The sequence below is a fragment of the Deltaproteobacteria bacterium genome, assembly GCA_020848905.1.
GTDB lineage: Bacteria > Myxococcota_A > Polyangia.
Map to the genome: position 1 here is coordinate 99,055 of JADLHG010000026.1, position 21,762 is coordinate 120,816.

The 21,762-nt window shown below is 70.6% G+C and carries 19 protein-coding genes; 7 read left to right on the forward strand and 12 right to left on the reverse strand.

Features of this window, described 5'->3' with window-relative positions:
• The first annotated feature begins 77 nt into the window (after positions 1 to 77).
• Both IT371_10560 and IT371_10565 read left to right on the forward strand, forming a co-directional pair.
• Positions 78 to 521 carry a cyclic nucleotide-binding domain-containing protein gene (locus tag IT371_10560; GenBank protein MCC6748091.1) on the forward strand — a complete coding sequence of 148 codons (444 nt, stop codon included), beginning with the start codon at positions 78 to 80 and terminating at the stop codon, positions 519 to 521.
• Positions 522 to 734: 213 nt separating this feature from the next.
• Positions 735 to 1,616 carry a DUF4388 domain-containing protein gene (locus tag IT371_10565; protein MCC6748092.1) on the forward strand — a complete coding sequence of 294 codons (882 nt, stop codon included), beginning with the start codon at positions 735 to 737 and terminating at the stop codon, positions 1,614 to 1,616.
• A gap of 63 nt (positions 1,617 to 1,679) precedes the next feature.
• Here the strand turns inward: IT371_10565 and IT371_10570 are convergent, their stop codons facing one another.
• The 5 genes from IT371_10570 to IT371_10590 form a co-directional block, all read right to left on the reverse strand.
• Positions 1,680 to 2,534 carry an MBL fold metallo-hydrolase gene (locus IT371_10570; protein ID MCC6748093.1) on the reverse strand — a complete coding sequence of 285 codons (855 nt, stop codon included), beginning with the start codon at positions 2,532 to 2,534 and terminating at the stop codon, positions 1,680 to 1,682.
• Positions 2,534 to 3,466, reverse strand: coding sequence for an MBL fold metallo-hydrolase (locus IT371_10575; GenBank protein ID MCC6748094.1), 933 nt, complete (start codon positions 3,464 to 3,466; stop codon positions 2,534 to 2,536). The genes IT371_10570 and IT371_10575 overlap by 1 nt, the downstream gene beginning before the upstream one ends.
• Positions 3,467 to 3,627: 161 nt before the next feature.
• The gene (locus IT371_10580) at positions 3,628 to 4,077 is read right to left on the reverse strand and encodes a D-tyrosyl-tRNA(Tyr) deacylase (protein MCC6748095.1); all 450 of its coding nucleotides are present in this window, start codon (positions 4,075 to 4,077) and stop codon (positions 3,628 to 3,630) included.
• Between the two features lie 6 nt (positions 4,078 to 4,083).
• Positions 4,084 to 4,509, reverse strand: a complete 426-nt coding sequence (locus IT371_10585) for a caib/baif family protein (GenBank protein MCC6748096.1) — start codon at positions 4,507 to 4,509, stop codon at positions 4,084 to 4,086.
• A 29-nt stretch (positions 4,510 to 4,538) separates the two neighbouring features.
• Complete coding sequence (locus tag IT371_10590; protein MCC6748097.1) at positions 4,539 to 5,099, reverse strand: hypothetical protein; 561 nt, start codon at positions 5,097 to 5,099, stop codon at positions 4,539 to 4,541.
• 302 nt (positions 5,100 to 5,401) lie between these two features.
• On the opposite strand from IT371_10590, the gene IT371_10595 reads away from it, so the two are divergent.
• Entirely contained in the window at positions 5,402 to 6,604 is a 1,203-nt protein-coding gene (locus IT371_10595) for a trypsin-like serine protease (GenBank protein ID MCC6748098.1), read from the forward strand.
• Between the two features lie 7 nt (positions 6,605 to 6,611).
• On the opposite strand, the gene argH is transcribed toward IT371_10595, so the two are convergent.
• The 3 genes from argH to IT371_10610 form a co-directional block, all read right to left on the reverse strand.
• Positions 6,612 to 7,958, reverse strand: coding sequence for an argininosuccinate lyase (gene argH / locus IT371_10600; protein ID MCC6748099.1), 1,347 nt, complete (start codon positions 7,956 to 7,958; stop codon positions 6,612 to 6,614).
• Positions 7,955 to 9,187: an argininosuccinate synthase gene (locus IT371_10605; GenBank protein MCC6748100.1), complete on the reverse strand. Its 1,233-nt coding sequence runs from the start codon at positions 9,185 to 9,187 to the stop codon at positions 7,955 to 7,957. Before IT371_10605 ends, argH begins: the two co-directional genes overlap by 4 nt.
• A 69-nt stretch (positions 9,188 to 9,256) precedes the next feature.
• Positions 9,257 to 11,185: a carboxypeptidase regulatory-like domain-containing protein gene (locus IT371_10610; GenBank protein ID MCC6748101.1), complete on the reverse strand. Its 1,929-nt coding sequence runs from the start codon at positions 11,183 to 11,185 to the stop codon at positions 9,257 to 9,259.
• A gap of 392 nt (positions 11,186 to 11,577) precedes the next feature.
• Here IT371_10610 and IT371_10615 point away from each other — a divergent pair, with 392 nt between their 5' ends.
• From IT371_10615 to IT371_10625, 3 genes are all read left to right on the forward strand, one after another.
• Positions 11,578 to 11,937 carry a helix-hairpin-helix domain-containing protein gene (locus IT371_10615; protein ID MCC6748102.1) on the forward strand — a complete coding sequence of 120 codons (360 nt, stop codon included), beginning with the start codon at positions 11,578 to 11,580 and terminating at the stop codon, positions 11,935 to 11,937.
• Positions 11,938 to 12,084: 147 nt separating this feature from the next.
• Positions 12,085 to 13,461 carry a M20/M25/M40 family metallo-hydrolase gene (locus tag IT371_10620; protein ID MCC6748103.1) on the forward strand — a complete coding sequence of 459 codons (1,377 nt, stop codon included), beginning with the start codon at positions 12,085 to 12,087 and terminating at the stop codon, positions 13,459 to 13,461.
• 92 nt (positions 13,462 to 13,553) lie between these two features.
• Entirely contained in the window at positions 13,554 to 16,214 is a 2,661-nt protein-coding gene (locus tag IT371_10625; protein MCC6748104.1) for a protein kinase, read from the forward strand.
• Between the two features lie 72 nt (positions 16,215 to 16,286).
• Here IT371_10625 and IT371_10630 read toward each other — a convergent pair whose 3' ends face one another.
• Positions 16,287 to 17,516: a PEGA domain-containing protein gene (locus IT371_10630; protein ID MCC6748105.1), complete on the reverse strand. Its 1,230-nt coding sequence runs from the start codon at positions 17,514 to 17,516 to the stop codon at positions 16,287 to 16,289.
• 59 nt (positions 17,517 to 17,575) lie between these two features.
• Here IT371_10630 and IT371_10635 point away from each other — a divergent pair, with 59 nt between their 5' ends.
• Positions 17,576 to 18,607 (forward strand): hypothetical protein, encoded by a 1,032-nt coding sequence (locus IT371_10635; protein MCC6748106.1) that lies wholly within the window; start codon positions 17,576 to 17,578, stop codon positions 18,605 to 18,607.
• Positions 18,608 to 18,689: 82 nt separating this feature from the next.
• On the opposite strand, the gene IT371_10640 is transcribed toward IT371_10635, so the two are convergent.
• The 3 genes from IT371_10640 to IT371_10650 form a co-directional block, all read right to left on the reverse strand.
• A complete protein-coding gene (locus IT371_10640; GenBank protein MCC6748107.1) occupies positions 18,690 to 20,234 on the reverse strand; it encodes an acyl-CoA carboxylase subunit beta in 1,545 nt (514 codons plus the stop codon).
• 17 nt (positions 20,235 to 20,251) lie between these two features.
• The gene (locus IT371_10645) at positions 20,252 to 20,572 is read right to left on the reverse strand and encodes a hypothetical protein (GenBank protein MCC6748108.1); all 321 of its coding nucleotides are present in this window, start codon (positions 20,570 to 20,572) and stop codon (positions 20,252 to 20,254) included.
• 95 nt (positions 20,573 to 20,667) lie between these two features.
• Positions 20,668 to 21,762, reverse strand: coding sequence for a serine hydrolase (locus IT371_10650; protein MCC6748109.1), 1,095 nt, complete (start codon positions 21,760 to 21,762; stop codon positions 20,668 to 20,670).

Consider the following 21,762-nt stretch of genomic DNA (forward strand, 5'->3'; position numbering starts at 1 on the left):
TTTAACACAGGTGTCCGGAGCTCGCCCCTTTGCGCGACATTTTGCCCGCCCCGCCTGTGTGCTACTCTGAGGACGACATGAGTTATGAGGACTCCGGACTGGCGAGCATCGCCGAGTCTCACCTTTTTCGCTCGCTCGACGAGACGGGGCAAAGACGCCTGCTCGCGGCCTGCCGCCGGGTGAGCTTCCAGCCGGGGCAGGTCATCGTGCGCGAGGGGGACCCGGGGGAAGCGCTCTACCTCGTGAAGGATGGATGGGTGCGCGTCCACACCACGCGAGCCGGTCGGGACATCCCCCTGGCCACCCTCGGGCGCGGGGCCTGCTTCGGGGAGGTCGCGCTCCTGAGCGGTCGTCCTCGCACGGCCACCGTGTCCGCCGTGAACCGCTGCACGCTCCTCTGTTTCCAGCGCACCCAGATCGAGGAGGTTCTCGACGCCTATCCCAAGGTACGGCGCCTGCTCGAGAGCATGGTGCTGGGCCGGGCCCGGGACACCATCGAGAAGCTCACTCGACCGAGTTGACGACACCCGCCACGCTCCCCCCGGACCGCACGCCGAGCGCGCTCGAGAGTCGAGAAAGCGCCGGGAGCGACGCAGCAATATTGACTTGCCAGGCCTCCCATCAATAATATGCACAGGATCATTGGCTAAAGGACGATCGTGTCCGCCCGATCGACGCCCTACGCACTCCGCTTCATCTCCGGCAAGTACCAAGGGGGAGAGTTCCCCTTGAAGATGGAGCGCGAAATCATCATTGGCCGCTCCAGTGACCTCGACATGGTCCTGGTGGAGGACATGGTCTCGCGCAAACACGCGAAGATCTCGACCCTCAACGCACAGGTGATCATCCAGGACCTCGGCTCGACGAACGGCACGTTCGTCAACGGAGAGAAGATCAAGCGGGTCCGGCTGCGCGAGGGCGACCGCATCCTGATCGGCACGAGCATCATCAAGCTCGTGACGATGGAAGGGAACGCGGCCGACGTGGAGATGCCCGTCAAGATGGAGCCCCAGGTACCACGCGGCGGCCCCGACCTGACGGGGATTCCGAAGCGCACGGTCTCCGGCGCGCGCTCCATGTCGGGGACGATCGACGAGATCCCGCTCCCCGACCTGCTGCAGCTCCTCTCCACGAGCAAGAAGAGCGGCGTGCTGGAGATCAGCGGGCCCGAGGGCGTGGGACGCATCTACATGCGGAAGGGGCAGGTCTACTTCGCGACGATCGACGAAGCGTTCGACCTGAACCCGCGCAAGGCCGTCTACCGCATGATCGTCTGGCAGAGCGGCTCCTTCGAGCTGCAGCCGCCGGACGACAAGTCCTTCCAGCAAGAGCTCGACGAGGCGACCGAAGGCCTGCTGATGGAGGCGATGCGGCAGCTCGACGAGATCCGCCGCATGGAGGGGGACCTTCCGGCGCGTAGCTCGGCGATCAACCTCGCCAAGCCGCTCGCTGCGCCCCTGCGCGACCTGACCCGCGAACAGCTCGACCTGATCCAGCTCGTCCACAACCACGGGCAGGTGGCGCAGGTGGTCGACAAGAGCCCCACCACCGACCTCGACACCTACAAAGACCTGATCGCGCTGGTCAAGGCCGGCGTGCTGACCGTCGGTAGCTGACCGTCGGTAGCTGAGCGCCCGCGGCCTCCCGACACCTCTCTGCGGCGCTGCGCGGGGTCGCGCTCAGGCGCGGAGCGTGAGCCCCTCGTGGGCGGCGACGAGCTTCACGGCCGACCCGCCGGGCTCGCGGTCCAGGTGCTCGCGCGTGCGCGCGGCCAGCTCGTCGACCTGCCGGTCGGTGTAGTCCTGGTCGTAGTGGAACATCACCAGGTGCCTGACCTGACTGCGGGCCGCGACGCGGGCGGCGATCGCGACGGAGGAGTAGCCGCGGCTCTCGCGCTTCGCCTGGTCCTCGACGCTGTAGGTGCAATCGTGGATCAGGTACGTCGCACCGCGGTAGAGCTCGAGGACGGCGGGGTCGGGTTCGCCGCCCACGTACCCGGCGTCGGGGACGTAGACCGCGGAGGCATCCCCGACCTCGAGGCGATAGGCCAGCGCCGAGATGCGGCCGTGCGGAACCGACCGCGCCGTGACGCTCATGCCGGCGATCTCCATCGCCGCCCCTTCCACGGTCGCGCGGAACTGAATCTCCGCGCCGAGGTTGCGCAGGCTCTGGACCGGCGAGAAGTGAGGGTTCATCTGCCCCTCGAGGATCCCCTCCATCATCTCCGCCGAATCGCTCGGCCCGTAGATGGCGAAGCGGTTCCCCGGCACGTAGACGGGCGCGAAGAAGGGGATGCCCTGAATGTGGTCCCAGTGGGCGTGGGTCAAGAGCAGCGTGGCGCGCCCCCGCCCCTGCCCGAACATCCCGCCCATGAGCGTGCGACCGAGTCCGGTGATCCCCGTCCCCGCGTCGAGGATCACGAGCTGCCCCGAGAGCCCCCGCACCGAGACGCACGACGTATTGCCGCCGTAGCGGTTGAAGTCGCTTCCCGGGGACGGAATGGCCCCGCGCACGCCCCAGAAGGTGATCTCCATCAGCCCTTCACCTCCATCCGCCCCGCCCCTAGCTCGACGACGAGCCCCTCCGCCGCCGCGATCACTGGGAGCGACGTGCTGCGACGGACTCGCTCCAGGATGTCGTCCTGCGCGTCGTCGTGGCGATCCGGATGGTGGTGGAAGAGCGCCAGGCACTTGGCCCCCGCCGCCTGGCACAGCGCCACCGCGTGCTCGGGCGCGCTGTGCCCCCAGTGCGCGCAGGCCTGGTACTCCTCCATCTCGAACATCGTGTCGTAGACGACGAGGTCCGCTCCCCGGCAGAGGTCGATCACCCCGTCGCGCATCTCGGCGAGCTGCACGGCGTCGCTCGCCGACGGCCCCGCCTCGAGGTCCGGGCGCGCCGAGATGAACTCGAAGCCGAGCACGATGCGGTCGAAGGGCGCGGTGTCCGAAACGTAGGCCACCGAGGAGCCTTCAGCGTCGATACGGTAGCCGATCGCGATGTAGGGGTGATTGAGGCGCGCGCACCGCACCCGGCTGACCCCCACCTCGAAGGAAGCCCCCTCGAGAAGCTCACGGTACTCCACGGCGGCCGCCACGTCCTCCATGCTGACGGAGAAGTACGGGTCCTGGGTCTGGCTCTTGAAGAGCGTCTCGAGGTGCACGTCCCGCTGGCGCGCGTAGAGCGAGACCCGGTTTCCCGCCACATAGAGCGGCGCGAAGAACGGCAGGCCCTGGATGTGATCCCAATGCGTGTGACTGATGAGGACGTGGCACCGCCCCTCGCCTCGGCCGAATAGGCCAGCGACGAGCTCCTGACCGAGCTTGCGAATGCCGGTACCGGCGTCGAAGACGAAGACGTTGCCGTCCCCCGGGTCGACCTGCACGCACGAGGTGTTTCCGCCGTACCGGTTGGTGTTGGGACCCGGCACGGGATAGGACCCGCGAACCCCCCAGAACTTCACCTGCATAGCCTAGCCTCGGTGAACGGCCCGGCGAGGCCTAGCCTCGCTAGCACCGCGTTCGAGGGTAGCACGGGCCCCGGAGAGGGCCAACAATGTGGCCGATGACGGGACGCCGCCGGCGCGCGTTTCCGCCGTCCAGGGCGCGCGAGCTCGACGGTGGAGCTGCGTCAGAAGGCGCGACGCGAGTCGAGGAGCAACGTCACCGGGCCGCTGTTCACCAGCGAGACCTCCATCATGGCGCGAAACCGCCCCGTCTGTACGGGAGCGCCGAGCTCGCGGCACTTGCCCACGAAGAGCGCGCAGAGCTGCTCGGCACGCTCGGGCTCGAGCGCGTCGATGAAGGAAGGACGTCGTCCCTTGCGGCAGTCGCCGTAGAGCGTGAACTGACTGACCACCAGCAGGGAGCCGTTCACTTGGAGCAGGTCGAGGTTCATGTTGGCCGCGGCGTCCTCGAAGCAGCGCAGCCCGACGACCTTCTTCGCCAGATAGTCCACGTCGGCCTCGGTGTCGCCCTGCCCGGCTCCGAGGAGGACGAGCAGACCCGGACCGATCTCGCCCACGAGCTCGTCTCCGACGTCGACGCGCGCGGAGCGCACGCGCTGCACCACGGCTCGCATGAGGCCCTACGGTGTCGGGGGAAGGCGGAGCTGTTCGGCCAGCTTGCGCGTGATCTCGAAGTACTGCTCCCTCGGATAGCGCACGTTGAGGATGCAGAACTCCTGCTTGACGAGGCCGACGCAGCCGAAGCAATAGGTGCAGTCCGAGCACGACTCGCTGAGGACGAGGTAGGCCCCGCCCGAACAGCCTCGACAGGCGATGCAGTACGCGCAACCGTGGCAGTTCTCGCACTCCGCGGAGTGGCTGCAGTGACTGCACCCATGGCACCTGTGGCAGTGCGTGCACTTGTAACAGCTGACGCATCCCTGGCAGAAGATGCACGATGCGCACAGCTCGCATTCGCGGCACCCGTAGCAGCCGGGGTTCAGCCGAGCGGCGTCGTGTTCCGCTTGCAGCCGGGCGAGCTCTCTCTCGAAGTCGGCGAGGTCCACGCGGGTCTTCCTCTGGCGGAATGGAGGTCTCAGGGCCTCTGGGCGCAGAAGCGAACCTCTCCGGGGCGCCCCTCGTCGGCATCGAAGGTCACCTCGGCTCCGCCCGTCCCCGTTCGCCGGCACTCGTAGCCGGAGCGGCAATCGCTGTCCGCGTCGCACTTCAGCATGCAGAAGCGCCGCTCGAGACCGCGCTGCGCGCAACGGCCGCTGTCGAGGCAGATCTCGTCGGGCGTGCAGTGGTTCGTCGCCTTCACCTTCGGATCCACTGCGTCCTCGGTCCGCGGATCGCACGCCACCGAGAGGAACTGGGCCGGAAAGAAGCGGATGCAGGCTGCCTCGTTCGGGCACGAGGTGGCGCCGCAGCCCTCCACGGTGCAGTAGCCGCCGCGCTGCGCCGTGTCACAGATCCGGTCGCCGAGCGGAGAGCACTCCACGTTGGCCGCGCACGCGTCGCCGACGGCGTGCCCGCAGGCGGTGGAGACGGCCCAGGCCCCGAGCAGCCCGAGGGTGCCGAGCAACCCGAGGGGCCGACGACGCGCGCGGTCGAGCACGGTCCGTAGCGCGCCGCTGGGTCGGGAGGATCTCGTCATAGGGCGCGCATGGTAGCCAGGGGGCCGCCGCAGCGCAAGGTCGAGGCGAGAGGAGAGGTCGAGGGGGCCGAGGCGGTCCCGCGCCCTCCGCCGACGTGGACCGGCCGGGGCGCGTGAAGTAGACTTAGCAGGTAGCGACTTACACACTTCAGATGCGTCACGCCTCCACGACTCTTCTCCTTGGTCTTCTCGGCTGCGTCGCGGTTGCCTGCGCGGCGCCCGAACCGGCCGTCGCGGTCCGGGAGCGAGCCATCGTTCTAGGGCAGGAGGACCCAGGGCACCCCTCGGTCGGCTGGCTGCGCGTGGACCAAGGCCCCGACCCCACGGGGGGGCGCGTGATCACGGAGTGCACGGGCACGCTCGTCGGGAAGCGCACCGTCCTCACCGCCGCGCACTGCCTCTTTGACGGGAAGCCCCACATCTTCAAGGTCGGCGGCAAGACCTATACGCCGTCGAAGGGAGCCCAGCACCCGAGCTACGACGCGAACGACAAGGAGAACTACCCGAACGACATCGGCGTGCTCATCCTGAGCGCCGAGCCGGGGATCGCGCCCTCGCTCATCTCCCGCGGGGCGCCGAACCAGGGGGACAAGATCACCGTCGTCGGATTCGGCGCGACGAAGGACGACGTGATGGACGTCGGCACCAAGCGGCTGGCGGTGAACTTCATCGCCAAGGTGATCGGCACGCGCTTCGACACGTACGGCACGGGCAACGGCACGGGAGCCCCCTGCAAGGGCGATTCGGGGGGACCGGCCTTCACCACGCCCGGGGGGCAGGAGATCGTCAGCGGCGTGGTCTCGGCGGGCCGCGGCGCCTGCGGCACCGAGGCACGCTACACGCGGGTGGACGCCTACGTGAGCTGGCTCGAGCAGATCTCGGGGGGCGACCTGGCCACGGTGGACAAGCAGGCCCCGCAGGTGAGCATCACGAGCCCCGCGGCGGGCGCGAGCGTGGCGGCCAGATTCATGCTGACCGCCACGGCCACGGACAACGTGAAGGTGACCTCGGTAGTCCTCAAGGCCGACGGCAAGAGCGTCTCGGAGCGTCTCGCCGAGCCCTACCATTTCGACGTCGAGCTCACCGAAGGAAGCCACACGCTGCGGGTGGAGGCCTGGGACAGCGTCGGGAACGTGGGACACGCCGAGATCTCGGTCACCGTGGGAGGCGGTCCACCCGCCGCCGCGTTCGGCGAGAGCTGCAGAGAGCCGGCGGACTGCCAGAGTCGCCTCTGCGCGCAGGACGCGACGGGCCAGCAGTACTGTACGCAGGAGTGCGCCCCTGAGCAGAACAGCTGCCCGTCGGAGGTCGCGTGCGTCGCTGCGGCGGGCAAGAACGTATGCGCGCCCCCGAGCTCGAAGAAGACCGAGCCCGACATGTCCGGGAGCTGCGCGACCGCCTCCTCGTCGGGGCGGCCGAGCGAACGGGTGGGTGGCCCGATGCTCTTCCTCGTGGCCGTGGCCCTCGCCCTCGCCGGCCGGCGCGCGCGCCGGCGCCACAGCTGAGGGCCTTCTACCGCCCGAGCAGCTCCCAGGCCTCGACGCAGCGACGGCGCTCGGCCACGAGCCACTCATCCCCCTCGGCGAGGCGCACGCGATAGGGCTCCACGTCCAGGGCACCCGGGGCGCCGAGGTGCGTGCGCTTGCGCCAGGCCTCAGCAGGGTCGCCCGCCACGGCCGACGCGGGATCGGCGGCCACGTCCTTGTAGGCGCTCCGGAAGGGCTCGCCCCGCGCCACGCGCTCGTAGACCGCGTCGGTGGCGCCGATCGACCGCTGCAACGCTGCCCGACAGCGATCTGGACGCACCTCGAGGCGGCCGAGCACCGGGCGCATGGCCGCGACGAGGTCGCACGCGCCGATGAGTCCGTGGACGAAAGGTTCCTTCGTCAGCTGCAGGTCGCGCTGGTAGCCCGAGTAGAGCGGCCCGAAGATCGCGCCCACCTCGGCGTGCCGGCTGCGCAGACGCGCCGCGTGGGCCCGCACGAGCTCGAGCACGTCCGGGTTGCGCTTCTGGGGCATGATGCTCGAGCCGGTGGTCACCGCGTCCGGCAGGCCCACGTAGCCGAGCTCCTCGCTCGAAAACCAGATCAGGTCGTGCGCGAGCCGCCCGAGGTCCACGCACGGCGCGAGTGCGGCCCCGAGCGCGAGGTACTCGCTCTTCCCGCGGTCGTTCTGCACGGCGAGGGTATTGAGCTGCAACCGCTCGAAGCGTAGGAGGTCGGAGACGAGCTGCCGGTCGAGCGGCAGGGCCACGCCGTAGCCCGACGCGCTCCCGAGCGGGCTGCGGTTCAGGTGGGCGTACCCCTGCTGGAGCCAGGGGAGATCGTCGAGCAGTCCCTCGGCGTGCGCGGCGAAGAAGAAGCCGAGCGTGGCGGGCATCGCCTGACGCGTGTGCGTGTAGCCCGCCACCGAGACCTCCCGGTGTCGCTCGGCCAGCTCGACGAGGAGGCGGATCACCTCACAGAGCTCCGAGGCGAGGTCGAGCAGCGTCTCCCGACCGAAGAGGCGGAGGGCCGCGATGACCTGATCGTTGCGGCTGCGCCCGGTGTGGATGCGGCGTCCCGCGTCCCCGAGCCGCGCGGTGAGCCGGTTCTCGATCGCCGTGTGCCCATCTTCGTCGGAGAGCGCGATGACGAACGTGCCGGCGCGCGCCTCCTCGGCGATGGCCCGGAGCTCGACGAGCAAGGTGGAGAGCTCGGCAGCCGACAGCACTCCGATGCGGGCGAGCATCGTGGCGTGGGCCGCGCTCGCCAGCGCGTCATGCGCCACGAGGACCCTGTCGAGCTCCGGATCCGTGCCGACGGTGAAGCGTGCCACCAGGGCGTCGAGCTCTTCGCCCCGGTCCCACAGGCGGGTCATCGAACCCCCGGCTTGCGGAGGATCAGCTTGTGCGCGCGAAGGCGCAGCCCGTTCAGCTTGATGAACCCGGCCGCGTCCATCTGGTTGTACCCGCCCTCGACGTCCATCGAGGAGAGCTCTCGGTCGTAGAGCGAGCTCGCCGACTCGCGACCGTCGACGATCACGTTCCCCTTGTAGAGCGTCACGAGCACTCGACCGTCGATCAGCTTCTGCGCCTGGTCGAACGCGCCGCGCAGGAAGTCCATCTCGGGACTGAACCAGAAGCCGCAGTAGATGAGCTCGGCGAACTTGGGCGCGAGCGAATCGCGCAGGTGCAGCACCTCGCGATCCATCGCGATCCCCTCGAGGTCGCGCAGCGCCTTGTGCAGGATCGTCCCCCCCGGCGTCTCGTACACGCCGCGCGACTTGATGCCGACGAAGCGGTTCTCCACCATGTCTACCCGGCCGATGCCGTTCTCGCCACCCACCCGGTTCAGGTACCGGTAGAGCTCGAGCGGCGCCGTGAAGCTCGTCTGGTCGTCGAGATTCGTGACCTTCACCGGGACGGCGTCCTTGAACTGGATCTCCAGCCGGCAAGGACGATCGGGAGCGGCGAAAGGGGAGCGGGACTGCGTGAACATCTCGGCGTCGGGAGCGTGGAGCGGGTCCTCGAGCACGCCGGCCTCGTAGGACTTGTGCATCAGGTTCTCGTCGGTGCTGTAGGGCTTCGCGGCGGTGGCCTCGACGGGGATGCCATTCTCCTGGGCGAAGCGAATGAGGTCGCTCCGCCCCTTGAACTTCTCGAGAAAGGCGCGGTCCTTCCACGGGGCGACGATCTCGAGCTGCGGCGCGAGCGCCGCGTAGGCCAGCTCGAAACGCACCTGGTCGTTCCCCTTGCCGGTCGCGCCGTGCGACACGGCGGTCGCCCCCTCGTCGAGCGCGATCTCCACCTGCCGGCGCGCGATGACCGGCCGCGCCAGCGAGGTGCCGAGCAGGTAGCGGTTCTCGTAGACCGCGTTGCCGGCGATGGCCGGATAGATAAAATCGGTGACGAAGGCTTCCTTCAGATCCGCTATGACGACCTTGGTCGCGCCCGTCTTGAGAGCCCGGTCCTTCGCGCGTTCGAAATCATCCTCCTGCCCCACGTCGGCGACGTACGCGATGACCTCGAAGTCTCGCTGCTGCAGCCACTTCAGGATGCACGACGTGTCCAGGCCGCCGCTGTAGGCCAGCACGACTTTCTTTCCCATGGGGTCTCCTTCGAAAAACGCGACCGGCCGAACGGGTCGGCGCCAGGCGCGGGGCCTCTCGGGCCGCTCTCAGCTCTTCCCCGGGATATTCACCTCTTGCCGGAGAAGGTCAACATCAAACGACTGCTTGGCGCGCTGCAGGCGAAGGCGCACGGGAGTCCCCACGATCCCGCGGATGGCCTCGATGGCGTCGTCGAAGCTCATGCGCTCGGTGGTGCGGCTGTCGATGGCCAGGATCAGGTCGCCCGCCAGCACCCCGGCGAGCGCGGCGGGGGAACCGGAGAGGACCCGCATCACGGCCAGGCGACCCTGGTCGCGTTGCAGGACGATCCCCACGCCGGAGAAACGCACGCTGGCCCCGGCGCCGGCCCGCACGGCGAGCTCGACCCGCACCTCGGCCGTCTGGCCGTTGAAGACCGAGACCCCGGGCAGGATGCGCGTGTCGTAGTCCCGGTGCGTGACGGACAGCGAGCGTCGGCCGCGCCCCACGTCCTCGAGCAGAAACCGGCCAGTCGCGTCGGTGAGCGCGGGACGACCCGCCCACCCGGTGTCCATGCGTACCTCGGCCCCCGGGACTCCCGCACCGCGCGGATCTACCACCACGCCGGCGACTCGGCCTCCCTCGTCGAGGACCAGGTTCGCTTGCACCCGGTGACCGGACACGACGGCTACCTGCTCCACCGCGGCGGGCCCGTAGCGCGGAGCGGTCACGACCAGCCGGTAGGCACCGGGCATCACGTCCGCTAGCTCGTAGCTCCCGGAGGCCGAAGCCACCCGCAACCGGCGCGGCGAGCGGCCTGGACCACCCCCCCACCGCGGTTCGAGCGCCACGGTGAAGCTCTGAATGGGTCGGCCCGAAAGCCCGTCGGTGACCTGCCCGAAGACGGCACCGGCGACTTGCAGCTTGAGCACGAGGTTGGTGCTGCCCGGTGCGACTCCGACGCGGGTCACGCTCGCGCCGTCCGCCCCGTGCGCCGTGACGACCAGCGGCAGGTCCGGCACGGCCGGAACGTTGAACGCGCCGTCAGCGTCGCAGGTAGCCCTGAGCGTGGGCGCCAGCGAGACCATGCGTTGACCGGGGCCGCCGGGCCGGACGCTGATGCGGGCCCCGGGGACGGGCTGGTCGTTCGCGTCGACGACGCGGCCGGCGAGGCCCTTGGCGGCGGTGAGGACCAGCCGGAGGTGGTGGTGTCCCCCCGGCCGAACCTCCACCTCGCTCACGCGGCTCGGACCGAACCCCGCGCCCAGGGCCTGGAGCCACTTCCGACCGACCTGCAAGCCGCCGGCGGTGAACTCTCCGCGCGCGTTGACCGCGAGCCGGCGCGAGCCGAGCTCGTCCTGCAGCAGAACCTGGGCCGCTGCCGCCGGCTCCCCGCCGGGACTCACGACCTGACCGCTCACCGTCAGACCGGCACCGAGCACGATCTCGATCCCCGTGAGGTGGGCGCCCCCCCTGACGTAGAAGGGGGTGCTGAGCGCGGCGCCCAGCGCGTCGGCCTCGGCGCGAAGCACGACCTCCCCCGGCGGAACGACCAGAGAGAACCGCCCCTGCGCGTCGGTCTGCACGGCCTCCTCGGAGGGGGGCATGCGGCGAGCGGCCCGGGCTCGCTGCACCCGCACGTGGGCCCCACGCAACACGGTGCGCGAGGCGGTCACGACCCGACCGGCCACCGTCGCGGTGCGGTAGAGCACGAAGTCGAGGCCGGACACCTGCGCCCGCTCCTCGATCGACACCTGCGCCGCATCGGTGGGAGCCACGAAGCCCGGGGCGGTCACCGCCGTCCGGTAGCGACCCCCGCTGAGCTCGATAGCGTAGTACCCGCGCCCGTCGGTGCGGGCGGACGCGCTGGCCCCCGGGGCCATGAAGGCAACCGTCGCCCCCGGGATGGGCTGCCGGCTGTCGGCGTCGGTGACGCGCCCTTCGGCCCGACTCGGCCCGCTGCCGCGCGCGGCCCCGGGCAGACGGGGCAGCTCGGGCGAGCGACGCGCCCCCGGCACGGGAGCTCCTGATCCCCCGTGAGGCGCGGGAGGTTCATCGACGGGGGGAACCCCCGGCAGCGCCCTATATAGAAGGTATCCGGCCACGCCGAGGAGGCCGAGGTATAGAAGCAGTCGCTTGCCACCCATGGGAGCACGACCCGCACGCGGGTCCTCTCCGGATAAACCCCCGCCGGCGTCGGGGCAAGGTCTTTCGCCGGCAACTCCCTCGCCTCCGACGATCGGGGCTCGCGTGCGGAATCCGGGAGAGCCGGACCGGATACCGCACGCGGTACCGCGGCGCGAGCGCAATGTACGTGAAACAACAAGGGGCACGCGCTGGCCCCAGCCTTGCTCTTCCTTAGGTCGTTCGGCGCGGTGCCGAACCTCGCAACGTCCGACAGGAGGAACCCATGGGCACACGCAACGCATCCCCTCTCGCCGCAGCGCTCGCCGTGATCGGTCTCTGCTCCGCCACGGCGTGGGCCGACCCTGCTCCCGACCGAGGCCGGGCCGTCGCCGCGCAGCACAGCCCCGGCGTGGTGAACCTGAACACGGCCACGGCGGAACAGCTCGAGCTCTTGCCCGGCATCGGACCGTCGAAGGCGCAGCGGATCCTGTCCTACCGCTCCAAGCGGAAGTTCTCGTCGGTCCACGAGCTGACGCGGGTGAAGGGGATCGGTCGCAAGACGCTGCAGAAGCTGCGGCCGTATCTCTCGACGCAGGGGCCCACCACGCTGACGAGCAAACCGAAGGCCACGCGAAAGGGATGACGAGCTCGGCCCACCGCGAGGGCGCGGCGACACCTTGCCGTGGCCCATCGCCCTCGCGGCGCGCCCTGGGAGCACCCATGATCGCACGACCGGACCAGAAGCCCGCGGTGCGTCGACCGCAGAGAGGCGCTCGGGTAGACTCGCGCCATGCACGACCTCGCCGGCTTGACCCCCGACCGATGGAAGGACGCGTGCGGAGAGGCCTCCGCACTCCTGCAGGAGATCCTGCGCCTCGACACCACCAATCCCCCGGGGAACGAGCGGCTCGTGGCCAACGCATTGGCGGCGTCGCTCGCCCGGGACGGCGTACAGTGCGAGATCCTCGAGGCCGCTCCCGGCCGGGCGAACCTCGTGTGCCGGCTCTCCTCGGGACGGGAGGAACCGGCGCTGCTGCTCACCGGTCACGCGGACGTGGTGTCGCCGGGAGACCTGAGCCGCTGGACCCATCCTCCCTTCGCCGGGGTCCTGGCCGACGGGATGATCTGGGGACGCGGCGCGGTGGACATGAAGAACATGGTCGCCATGTCGACCATGGTCGTGAAGCTCCTGGCGCGACAGGGGGTGACGCTGAAGCGGGACGTCGTGCTCGCCATCGTGGCCGACGAGGAGGAGGGCTGCGATTGCGGCGCGCGCTTTCTGGTGGAGCGGCACGCCGACAAGGTGCGAGCGGGCTACGCGCTGGGCGAGATCGGCGGGTTCCCGACGCCGGCCGGAACGGCGCGGATCATTCCCGTGCAGACGGCAGAGAAGGGGATGTGCTGGCTGCGCCTGAGAGCCGAGGGCCCCACCGGGCACGGGTCCATGCCGCGCCCGGACAACGCGGTGCTGCGGCTCTGCGACGCCGTGGCCCGGTTGGGAGAGAAACCCCTGCCGCAGCACAACACGCCCGTGGTGCAGAACTTCATCGAACAGGTCGCCGCGCTGCAGAAGCTGCCCGGGCGACTGGTCATGCCCCAGATGCTGAATCCGCGCCTCAGCAACGTGATTCTCAGCCGCCTGTTGCCCGACAAGGAGCAGGGACGCATCTTCGGCGCGCTCCTGCACAACACCGTCTCCCCGACGGTGCTCCGAGCCGGAGAGAAGGCCAACATGATCCCCGGCGAGGCCGAGGCGACCCTGGACGGCCGCATCCTCCCCGGTCAGACGGCCGAGGACCTCTTGCACGAGATCCGCGAGGTCGTGGGCAGCGGCTTTCGCCTGGAGGTCATCCGTACCTCTCCGCCGGTCATCAACCATCCGCCGGACTCGAGCCTCTGGGACTGCATCCGACAGACGATCGCGCGGCACGCCGGCGGCCTTCCGGCGGTGCCGGCGATGATCCCGGGCTTTACCGACGCGCAGTACTTCAGCCGGCTGGGCATTCGTTGGTACGGCTTCTCCCCCTTGTGGCTCGAGGCCTCTTCGGGGCTCCGCTTCGCCGACCTGTTCCACGGCTACGACGAACGGATCCCCGAGGACGGCTACCATTGGGGACTCCGCGCGCTCTTCGAGACCGTCCACGCCTTCTGCGCCGGGGCGGCGTAGGAAGGGGGAGCCTCGACCCCCTCGGGGCCGGAGCCCCGACGGACGGCCCGCGTTCGACTCGCAGGCGCGCTAGAGGTAAGATCGTCGACGGCATGTACGGCCAGTATCAGGTCTTCGAGCGCATCGCAGAAGGAGGGATGGCGGAGATCTACCGCGGCCTGGCGCGCGGCGTGGAGGGCTTCGAACGCCCCGTGGTGATCAAGAAGGTCCACGCCCGATACAGCAGCGACGCGCGCTACGTGGACCTGCTGATCCGCGAGGCGAAGATCACGGCCCGACTGCACCACCGGAACATCGTCCAGATCCTCGACCTCGGCCAGAACGACGACGGCGAGTACTTCATCGTCATGGAGTTCGTGGACGGCCGGGACCTGCGCACCGCGATGGATCACGCGGCGAGAATGCGCCAGCCGCTCAGTCAGGACATGGCGCTCTACATCGCCACGGAGGTGTGCGACGCCCTGCACCACGCGCATCGGCTCGCCGACGCCCAGGGACGGACCCTGAACCTCATCCACCGGGACGTGTCGCCGTCGAACATCCTCATCTCCTACGCCGGAGAGGTGAAGCTCACCGATTTCGGAGTCGCGCGCTACGGCCGGGACGTCTCCCAGGTCGGGTCGCTCAAGGGCAAGGTCGCGTACATGTCCCCCGAGCAGGCGCGCGGCAAGGGGGTAGACCACCGAAGCGACATCTTCTCCCTGGGGGCGGTGCTCTTCGAGCTCGTCGTCGGCCGCCGCGTCTTCCAGGCCAGCACCGAGCTCGAGATGCTCCAGGCGGTCCGCTCGGCCAAGATCCCGCTGCCCTCGTCCATCGCGCCAGGGATCGCCCCCGAGCTGGAGGGCATCCTGCTACGGGCGCTCGAGCCCGAGGCCGCCCGACGCTACCAGGCCGTGGCAGACCTGGGCGCCGCGCTACGTGCCTATCGCATGCGCTCGGCCACGACGCTGGTAGGACCCACCGACCTCGCGTCGCTGCTGGTGCGGCTCTTCGGGGCGTCCCAGGCGAGCCTGCCCACGGTGTCGCAGGTCGCGTTCGCGCTCAACACCGTCGCGGGCTTCGATCTGCCGCGCACGGCGAATCTCCGGTCCGCGGACCCTGGCCGGAGACTCAACGATGCGGTGACTAATCCGGGCATCCCCTCTCCCACGCTCCTCGCGCGGCTGCGCGGAGCGGAGCACGAGCGCGGCAAAGGGGGCGGCAAGGGAGGCGAAGGGCACGCCCTGGCGCGGGAGCTAGGGGCCGGCAAGCGGCCGGGGGGCCTCGCCAGCGTGCCCACCGTGCCGAACCGCCACAGCGTCGTGGAGGTGACCGACGAGGACGTCGTGGACGAGGAGCACCTCCGCGCTGCGCCTGGAGAGGCCAGCGTCGCCACGGTTGCGACGGCCGACCCGGTCCGCCACGCCGCAGAGGTGCTGGACCGCATGGACGACGAGGACGAGCCGACGGAGATGCGCGGACCGCAGCACTCCGGGGGACCCCTCGGCGCGTACCGACCGCCGAGCGTGCCGGTCGACCTCGAACTCGTGAAGCAGATGACGGGCATGCCCCCGTTGCCCGAGGACATCACGGCCGAGACGGACCTGCCGGACCACCTGCGAGACGAGCTCCCGCCCTTCGAGACCGACGAGCTGGCGATGATCCCGCCGCTCCCGCCGGATGCCGCCGAAGAACCACCGACGACGAGCGACGCGGGGATCGTGTGGCCGAGCTCTCCATCGGTCGACACGGAGGACGCCTCGACGCCGGCCGCGACACCCGCTGGGCCCGTCGGCGAATCGGCGCTGCGCATTCTTCCCCCTCGAGCGGCGACGAAACCGCTCCCGCTCCCCGACGAGGCGGTGCCGCTCCCCATGTCGGCCGCGGCCCCCGTGGCCACACCCTTCGTGCAGCCGATGCGCACCTCCTCGGAGGCCGTGCCTCGACGAGGGCTCCGCGCGTGGCTCGTCGTCGCGCCGCTCGGGCTGGCCGTCGGCACGCTGGGAGCGTACGCGCTCGTCCATCGACTCCTGGAGGGCGACGCGCGTACGCGGCTGGTAACGTCAGTGCAGCAACCCGGCGCTGTGGCCGAGGAGCCCGACGCCGCGCCGCCCGCCGTGACGCAGGCCCTGGGCCCGACGAAGGCACTAGGCCCCGCGAAGGCCCCCGCACCAGACGCGGCCGCGGCCGCACCGGACGTCGCCGCCGCCCGAGCCAGCGCGCCCCCTCGGGAGGAAGCGGACGCCCGGTCAGGCGGCCCGAGCGCCTCCCCGGCAACGCGTCGCGGTCGCCCCTCCGGCAAGGGCACGCTGCTCGCCGAGAACGGCAGCGCTCCTGCCACGGGTGCACCCGCAGTCCCGACACGCACGGCGCCCACGCGGCCTTCCACCGAGGGGGCCGTGGTCGCGCTGAAGTCCGCGCCACGCAAGCGGCCCGGAGCGCGGCGCCCGATCGCCGCCGTGCGCCCGATCGCCGCGGCGCGTCCGTCGCGTGGGTCCACTCTGCCGCGGCCGGCGAAGCCGGAGGCCGTCGATCCGGGGGGGGCCGAGCCCAAACCTGCGGGCGCGGGGCGCGTGATCCTGAAGTCCGAACCCTGGGCCTACATCGTCGTGGACGGCAAGGAGACGGGGCGTACCACCTCGGCCACGCCCTTCAGCCTGCCGGCTGGCACGCACGAGGTGGAACTCGTGAATCCGGCCTTGAAGCTCCGCAAGCGCGTGAGCATTCACGTGGAGCCAGGCGAGACCGTGCGCCGCTTCGTGACGCTGCAGTAGGTCAAGGCCCGGCGCGGCCCCGTCAGCAGCGACGCGCCTCGACGGGACGGATCGTGGGGCGGAGGACGAGCTTCACCGGGCGAGGCGCAGGTGGACGACGGGTTCGGGTCGCGTCAGGACCACGGCGCTCGCCGCGGCGGCCCCCCCTGCGGCAACGGCTACTCCGGTCCAGAACCACCAGGTGGCCCAGAACGGACGACGGCGGCGGAGCCGGTCGCCTTCCGGCGGACCCGGGGAGGCGAGCGAGCGTTGCAGGGCGAAGGCCAGGGCGCCCGAGAGCTCTCCGGCGGCCCAGGAGAGCCGATCTTCCCCGACGATGCGGGAGCGGAGCACCTGCGCCTCCGCGCTGCCGTCGGCGGCGACCGGACGCGCGGTGATCTGCCACCCCTCTTCGCGAGACTGGAGCGCCACGGCCACGACCCAGGACGCGCCCAGGCGCCGGCCGATGGCCTTCAGCGTGGCGTCGCCGCCGCCCGACGGCGCAGGGGGCGAGAGCAGGACGTCTGCGCGTCCGCCGGCGGACACGGTGACCGCGCGACCGGCGGTGCCGCCGAACGCACCCACCGCCACGAAGTGCTCGCCCGCCGTGACGGTGGCCGTGACCGGAGCCTGTCCGCGGTACCGTCCGTCGATCCAGATCGGCTGGCCCTCGGGGGTGCTGCGTGCGACGAGCGTGCCCGTTTCCTTGGCCACGCGCGCGCGCAGGCGGTCGAACATCTGGACCACCACGGGGGCGTAGCGCCCCGGGTCGAGGCTCCGCGCGGGGTCGAGCACCGCCACGCGCGTGAGCGCCCAGCCCCCCCGCTCGGGATGACCCGTCTCGGCCTCGAGCTTCGCCAGGGCGAGCAGCACCTCGACGAGGGGCTCCACACTCGTCTGCGGACCGTACGCCTCTCGAAAGAGCCGATCCGCATCCTGGAGCAGGCGCAGCGCCTCCGCCTCACGGAACTCCGCCGAGGCCGCCTTGGCCTTCGCCAGGAGCGCTTGCAGCCGCGGGGCGACCGGCGCGCGATCCACGAGCGGCTCCTGACCCACCTGCCACGCCCCACGCGTCGCGAGACCCGTGGCGAGGGCCGCCAGGACCTGTCGCCGCACGGAAAGGGGCAGCTCGCCGTGAGCGACCTCGAGGAGGTGCACCCGCGTCCCCGGCGCCGCCGTCGCCCCCACCGTGGCGAGCACGCATGGAACGAACGCGACGAGCGCGGCCCAGCGCGGGCCGGCGAACCCTCGCGCCCGCATCGCCCCGGGGCGAACGCTGCCCGAGCGGCGGTCTCGATTCGCGAGGTCTCTGAGCTTGGGCACGGACGCCCATTGTAGCGAAGCGCTTCAGCTCCCCGCAACGACCGGCGTATACTTCGTGCATGTCCCGCGCGACGAGCCCCCGGGCGATCCGGGTGCGGCAGCTCCAAATCTCCCTCGGTCTGACCGTCGTAGCGGCGCTCCTCGGCTGCGGCGGGGATGGCACGCTCACCTTGCGGCTCGTCGGAGCGGGGTGCGAGGACCCCTTCGCAGGGCTCGACCAGTACCGCGTACAGATCTTCAACACCACGCTCGGGGCGATCGAGCAGGTGGTCGTGCCGGCGAACAAGCTCGGCGCCGAGCTGAGCCAGCTCGCACCCACCCCCGGACGCCGCGTTCAGATAAGCGGCCTTCGCGGGACTCAGTTGGTCGCGCGCGGCGAGACCCGCGTGATCGACTTCACGAGCGGCGAGGACCTCGAGGAGCTGATCCCTTTCTCGACGCCACAGGTGGCCGTGGCGCTCCCTCAGCCGAGCGCCCACACGCGCAGCCCGACGCCCGACGGCTCGCTCAACGAATGGCGCAGCTCCCCGTCGCTGATCCTGGATGGCACGATGCTGGCGGCCGGCGATCCGGCGCCGCTGTCGGACCTGCGGGCCGAGCTCTTTCTGGCGTGGGAGGCGGACCGGCTGCATTTCGCGCTCCGCGTGCTCGACGACTGCCCCGCCCTGCGCGCCGGACAGCCCGCCGGACGATGCGCGGGGACCGAGCGCCCCGACCGGCTGGCGATCGGCCTCGACGGGACGAAAGACGGCGGAGACTACGGCAAGGGCGATTTCTGGCTGGAGATCCAGGCCAGCGCAGTCGTGGCCCGCAGGGGCCAGGGCCTCACGGCGAGCGACATCGCCGTGGCCTTCGCGCTACTGCCGAATGGCGCCGGATGGACCGTCGAGGGATGGCTCAAGCTTTCGGCCCTCGGCCGCGCCGGTCTGCAGCACCAGGACCGCATCGGCTTCGACCTCGTGCTCTACGACGAGGACCCAGGACAGGCGGTCCCCACGACCCTCCGCTGGTCCACGGGGAGCGGCTCCCCCGACCAGCCCACTCCCATCGGGCAGCTCGGGACGATCGGCTTCGCGCAGGCTGCGCCCTGAGGGAAGGCAGGCGCGGCGTACCGGAAGGAAGCGCTTTTCGCGTCGCGGCCGCGACGCGGGATCGCGGCCAAGGTGGCCGTGTTCAGAGCGGGATGTTGCCGTGCTTGCGAGGCGGGTTGTCCTGCCGCTTGTTGCGCAGCATGCGAAGCGCGGCGATCAGCCGGCCGCGGGTCTCGCGAGGGAGGATCACCTCGTCGATGTAGCCGAGCTCCGCCGCCTTGTAGGGGTTCGCGAAGGTGCGCCGGTAGTAGTCGATCTGCTCCTTCCGCGCGGCGTCCGGGTTCTCCGCCTCGGCGAGCTCCTTGCGAAAGAGGATGTTGACCGCCCCGTCGGGGCCCATCACCGCGATCTCGGCGGTCGGGTAGGCGAAGTTGATGTCCGCGCGAATGTGCTTGGACGCCATCACGTCGTAGGCGCCGCCGTAGGCCTTGCGCGTGATGAGCGTGACCTTTGGCACCGTGGCCTCGGCGAAGGCGTAGAGGAGCTTCGCCCCGTGCTTGATGATGCCGCCGTACTCCTGGTCGGTCCCGGGAAGGAAGCCGGGGACGTCCACCAGCGTCACGAGCGGGATGTTGAAGCAGTCGCAAAACCGCACGAACCGCGCCGCCTTGATCGACGCGTTGATGTCCAGGCACCCGGCGAGGACCGCCGGCTGATTGGCCACGATCCCGACGGAGCGTCCCGCGAGTCGGGCAAACCCGATCACGATGTTCCCCGCGAACTGCGGCTGCACCTCGAGGAAGTAGTGGTCATCGACCACCACCTTGATCAGGTCCTTGATGTCGTAGGGCTTGGTCGCCTCGCGCGGCACGAGCGTGTCCAGGGCCTCGTCCACGCGGGTCGCCGGATCTTCCGTCGGCTGCTCGGGCGGGTCCTCCATGTTGTTCTGCGGGAGGAACGAGAGCAGCTCGCGGATGCCGCGGATGAGCGCGGGCTCGTCGGGGAAGGCGAAGTGCGCCACGCCGGACTTGGCGTTGTGCGTCGCCGCCCCGCCGAGCGCGTTCTTCGTCACCTCCTCGTGCGTCACGGCCTTGATCACGTCGGGCCCGGTGATGAACATGTAGCTCGTCTCGTCCACCATCAGGATGAAGTCGGTCAACGCCGGCGAGTAGACGGCGCCGCCGGCGCAGGGACCGAGGATCGCCGAGACCTGCGGAATGACCCCCGAGAAGAGGGTGTTGCGCAGGAAGATCTCCGCGTAGCCGCCGAGAGACTCCACCCCCTCCTGGATGCGCGCCCCGCCCGAATCGTTGAGTCCCACCACGGGAGCGCCGACCTTCGCCGCGAGGTCCATGACCTTGCAGATCTTCGCCGCGTGCGCGAGACCCAAGCTCCCGCCGAAGACGGTGAAGTCCTGCGCGAAAACATACGTCAGGCGACCCCGCACCTCGCCGTAGCCTGTGACCACGCCGTCGCCGAGGACGCGCTGCTCGGCCATGCCGAAGTCGGTGCAGCGGTGCAGCGCGAGCCGGTCGAGCTCGACGAAGGTGCCGGGATCGAGGAGGGCCTCCACCCGCTCGCGCGCCGTGAGCTTTCCCGCCTCGTGCTGTTTGGCAATGCGCGCGGCCCCGCCCCCCTCGAGAGCTCGAGCGTTGAGCTGCTCGAGATAGGCCACGGGCTCGGTCACGCGGTCGGTTCTCTGAGTCACGATGATTGCCTCTCTTCCACGTAGGTCTGCAGGGCCAAGATCTGGTCGGCGGTGAGCGCGACGAGCTCTGCCTCGCTCCCCGCCTGCGGGCGCTCGGGGTCGTAGTACAGCCTTCCCCGCGTCGCGATCGGCGTCCCGTCCGGCAAGGCGAAGCTCAGTTCGGCCACGCCCTCTCCCTCGATCGGAAGGTCGCGCGCGAAGAGGAGCCGCGGCGGGAGCTCGACCCGCTCCGTGAGTCGATAGCAGCGCTGCCCCGTCGACGGACCCGAGAGGAGGTCGAGACGGACGGTGACTTGCAGCGGTGCGCTCCTCGCCATTCCTTTGGCTCTCGATCCGAGGCGGCACAGTACCGTGGGCCTAGAAGGAGTGTCAACGCGACGACCGTCGAGGGCGGGGCCCCCGCGCGCGGGGCTCAGACCGCGCGTCCCATGAGGGCGCGCATGACCCGGTCGTGCAGTTGCGGACGGAAGAGGCGCATGGGGTTCGGCTCGCGGCCGAAGTAGACCCGGTTGGTCAGGAGGATGACCCAGAGACGTCTCGCGGGGTCGAGCCAGACGGAGGTCCCGGTGAAGCCGAGGTGCCCGACGGCGCCCGTGCCGAAGTACCTCCCGCAGCTCGGGGTCTCCCCCGACGGCGTGTCCCAGCCGAGGGCCCAGGAGGACCCCGGCACGGGGGAGCGACGCCAGGCCTGGCGGACGACCTTCGGGGCGAAGAGAGAGCGACCGCCGTGGTACGCGGCGACGAGCTCGCGCACGAGCAGGTGCACGTCGTGCGCGGTCGAGAAGAGCCCCGCGTGGCCGCTCACGCCACCCATCGCGCGGCAGTTGTCGTCGTGCACCTCGGCCACGAGGCGCTGCCGTCGACCGGCGAGCAGCTCGGTCGCGGCGAAGGTCCAGCCCGGGCGCTGTCGGAGCGCCTGCCTCGCCCCCGGCCGCAGGAGGTCCACGAACCCGGTCCGGCTCAGCTCGAGAGGCTCGTAGACCATCCGTCGCGCGAGGTCGTGCAGCCTCGCCCCGGCGCTGCGCTCCACCGCCCAATCGAGGAGGATGTAGCCCAGGTCGCTGTAGACCGCCTGGCTTCCCGGGGGATGCTCGAGCGGCTCCTCGGCGACCCAGCGCCGGATGGCGTCGCGCCGCTTCGCGACCGGGATCCCCGAGGTACGTTCGAAGTAGGGGCGCCAGGCCGGCAGTCCGCTTCCGTGCGCGAGGAGCTGCGAGACCCGCACGCCCCCGACCTCGCACCCGGCGAGCTCGGGCACGAGGGAGGCGAGCCGCGCGCCGTAGGCGAGCTTACCCTCCGCCACGAGGCGCATCACGACCGCGCCGAGGGCGAGGGGCTTCGTCAGCGACGCAAGGTCGAAGACGGTGTCCAGGTCGCAGTCGCCGTAGGCCTGATAGAGGACGGGCTGGCCGTCGGTCGCCACGAGCAGCACCGCGGAGGGGAAGTACCGGCGCCGCACGGCCTGGGCCATCAGCTCGTGGACCGGCCGCATGGGCTGCGCGCGCAC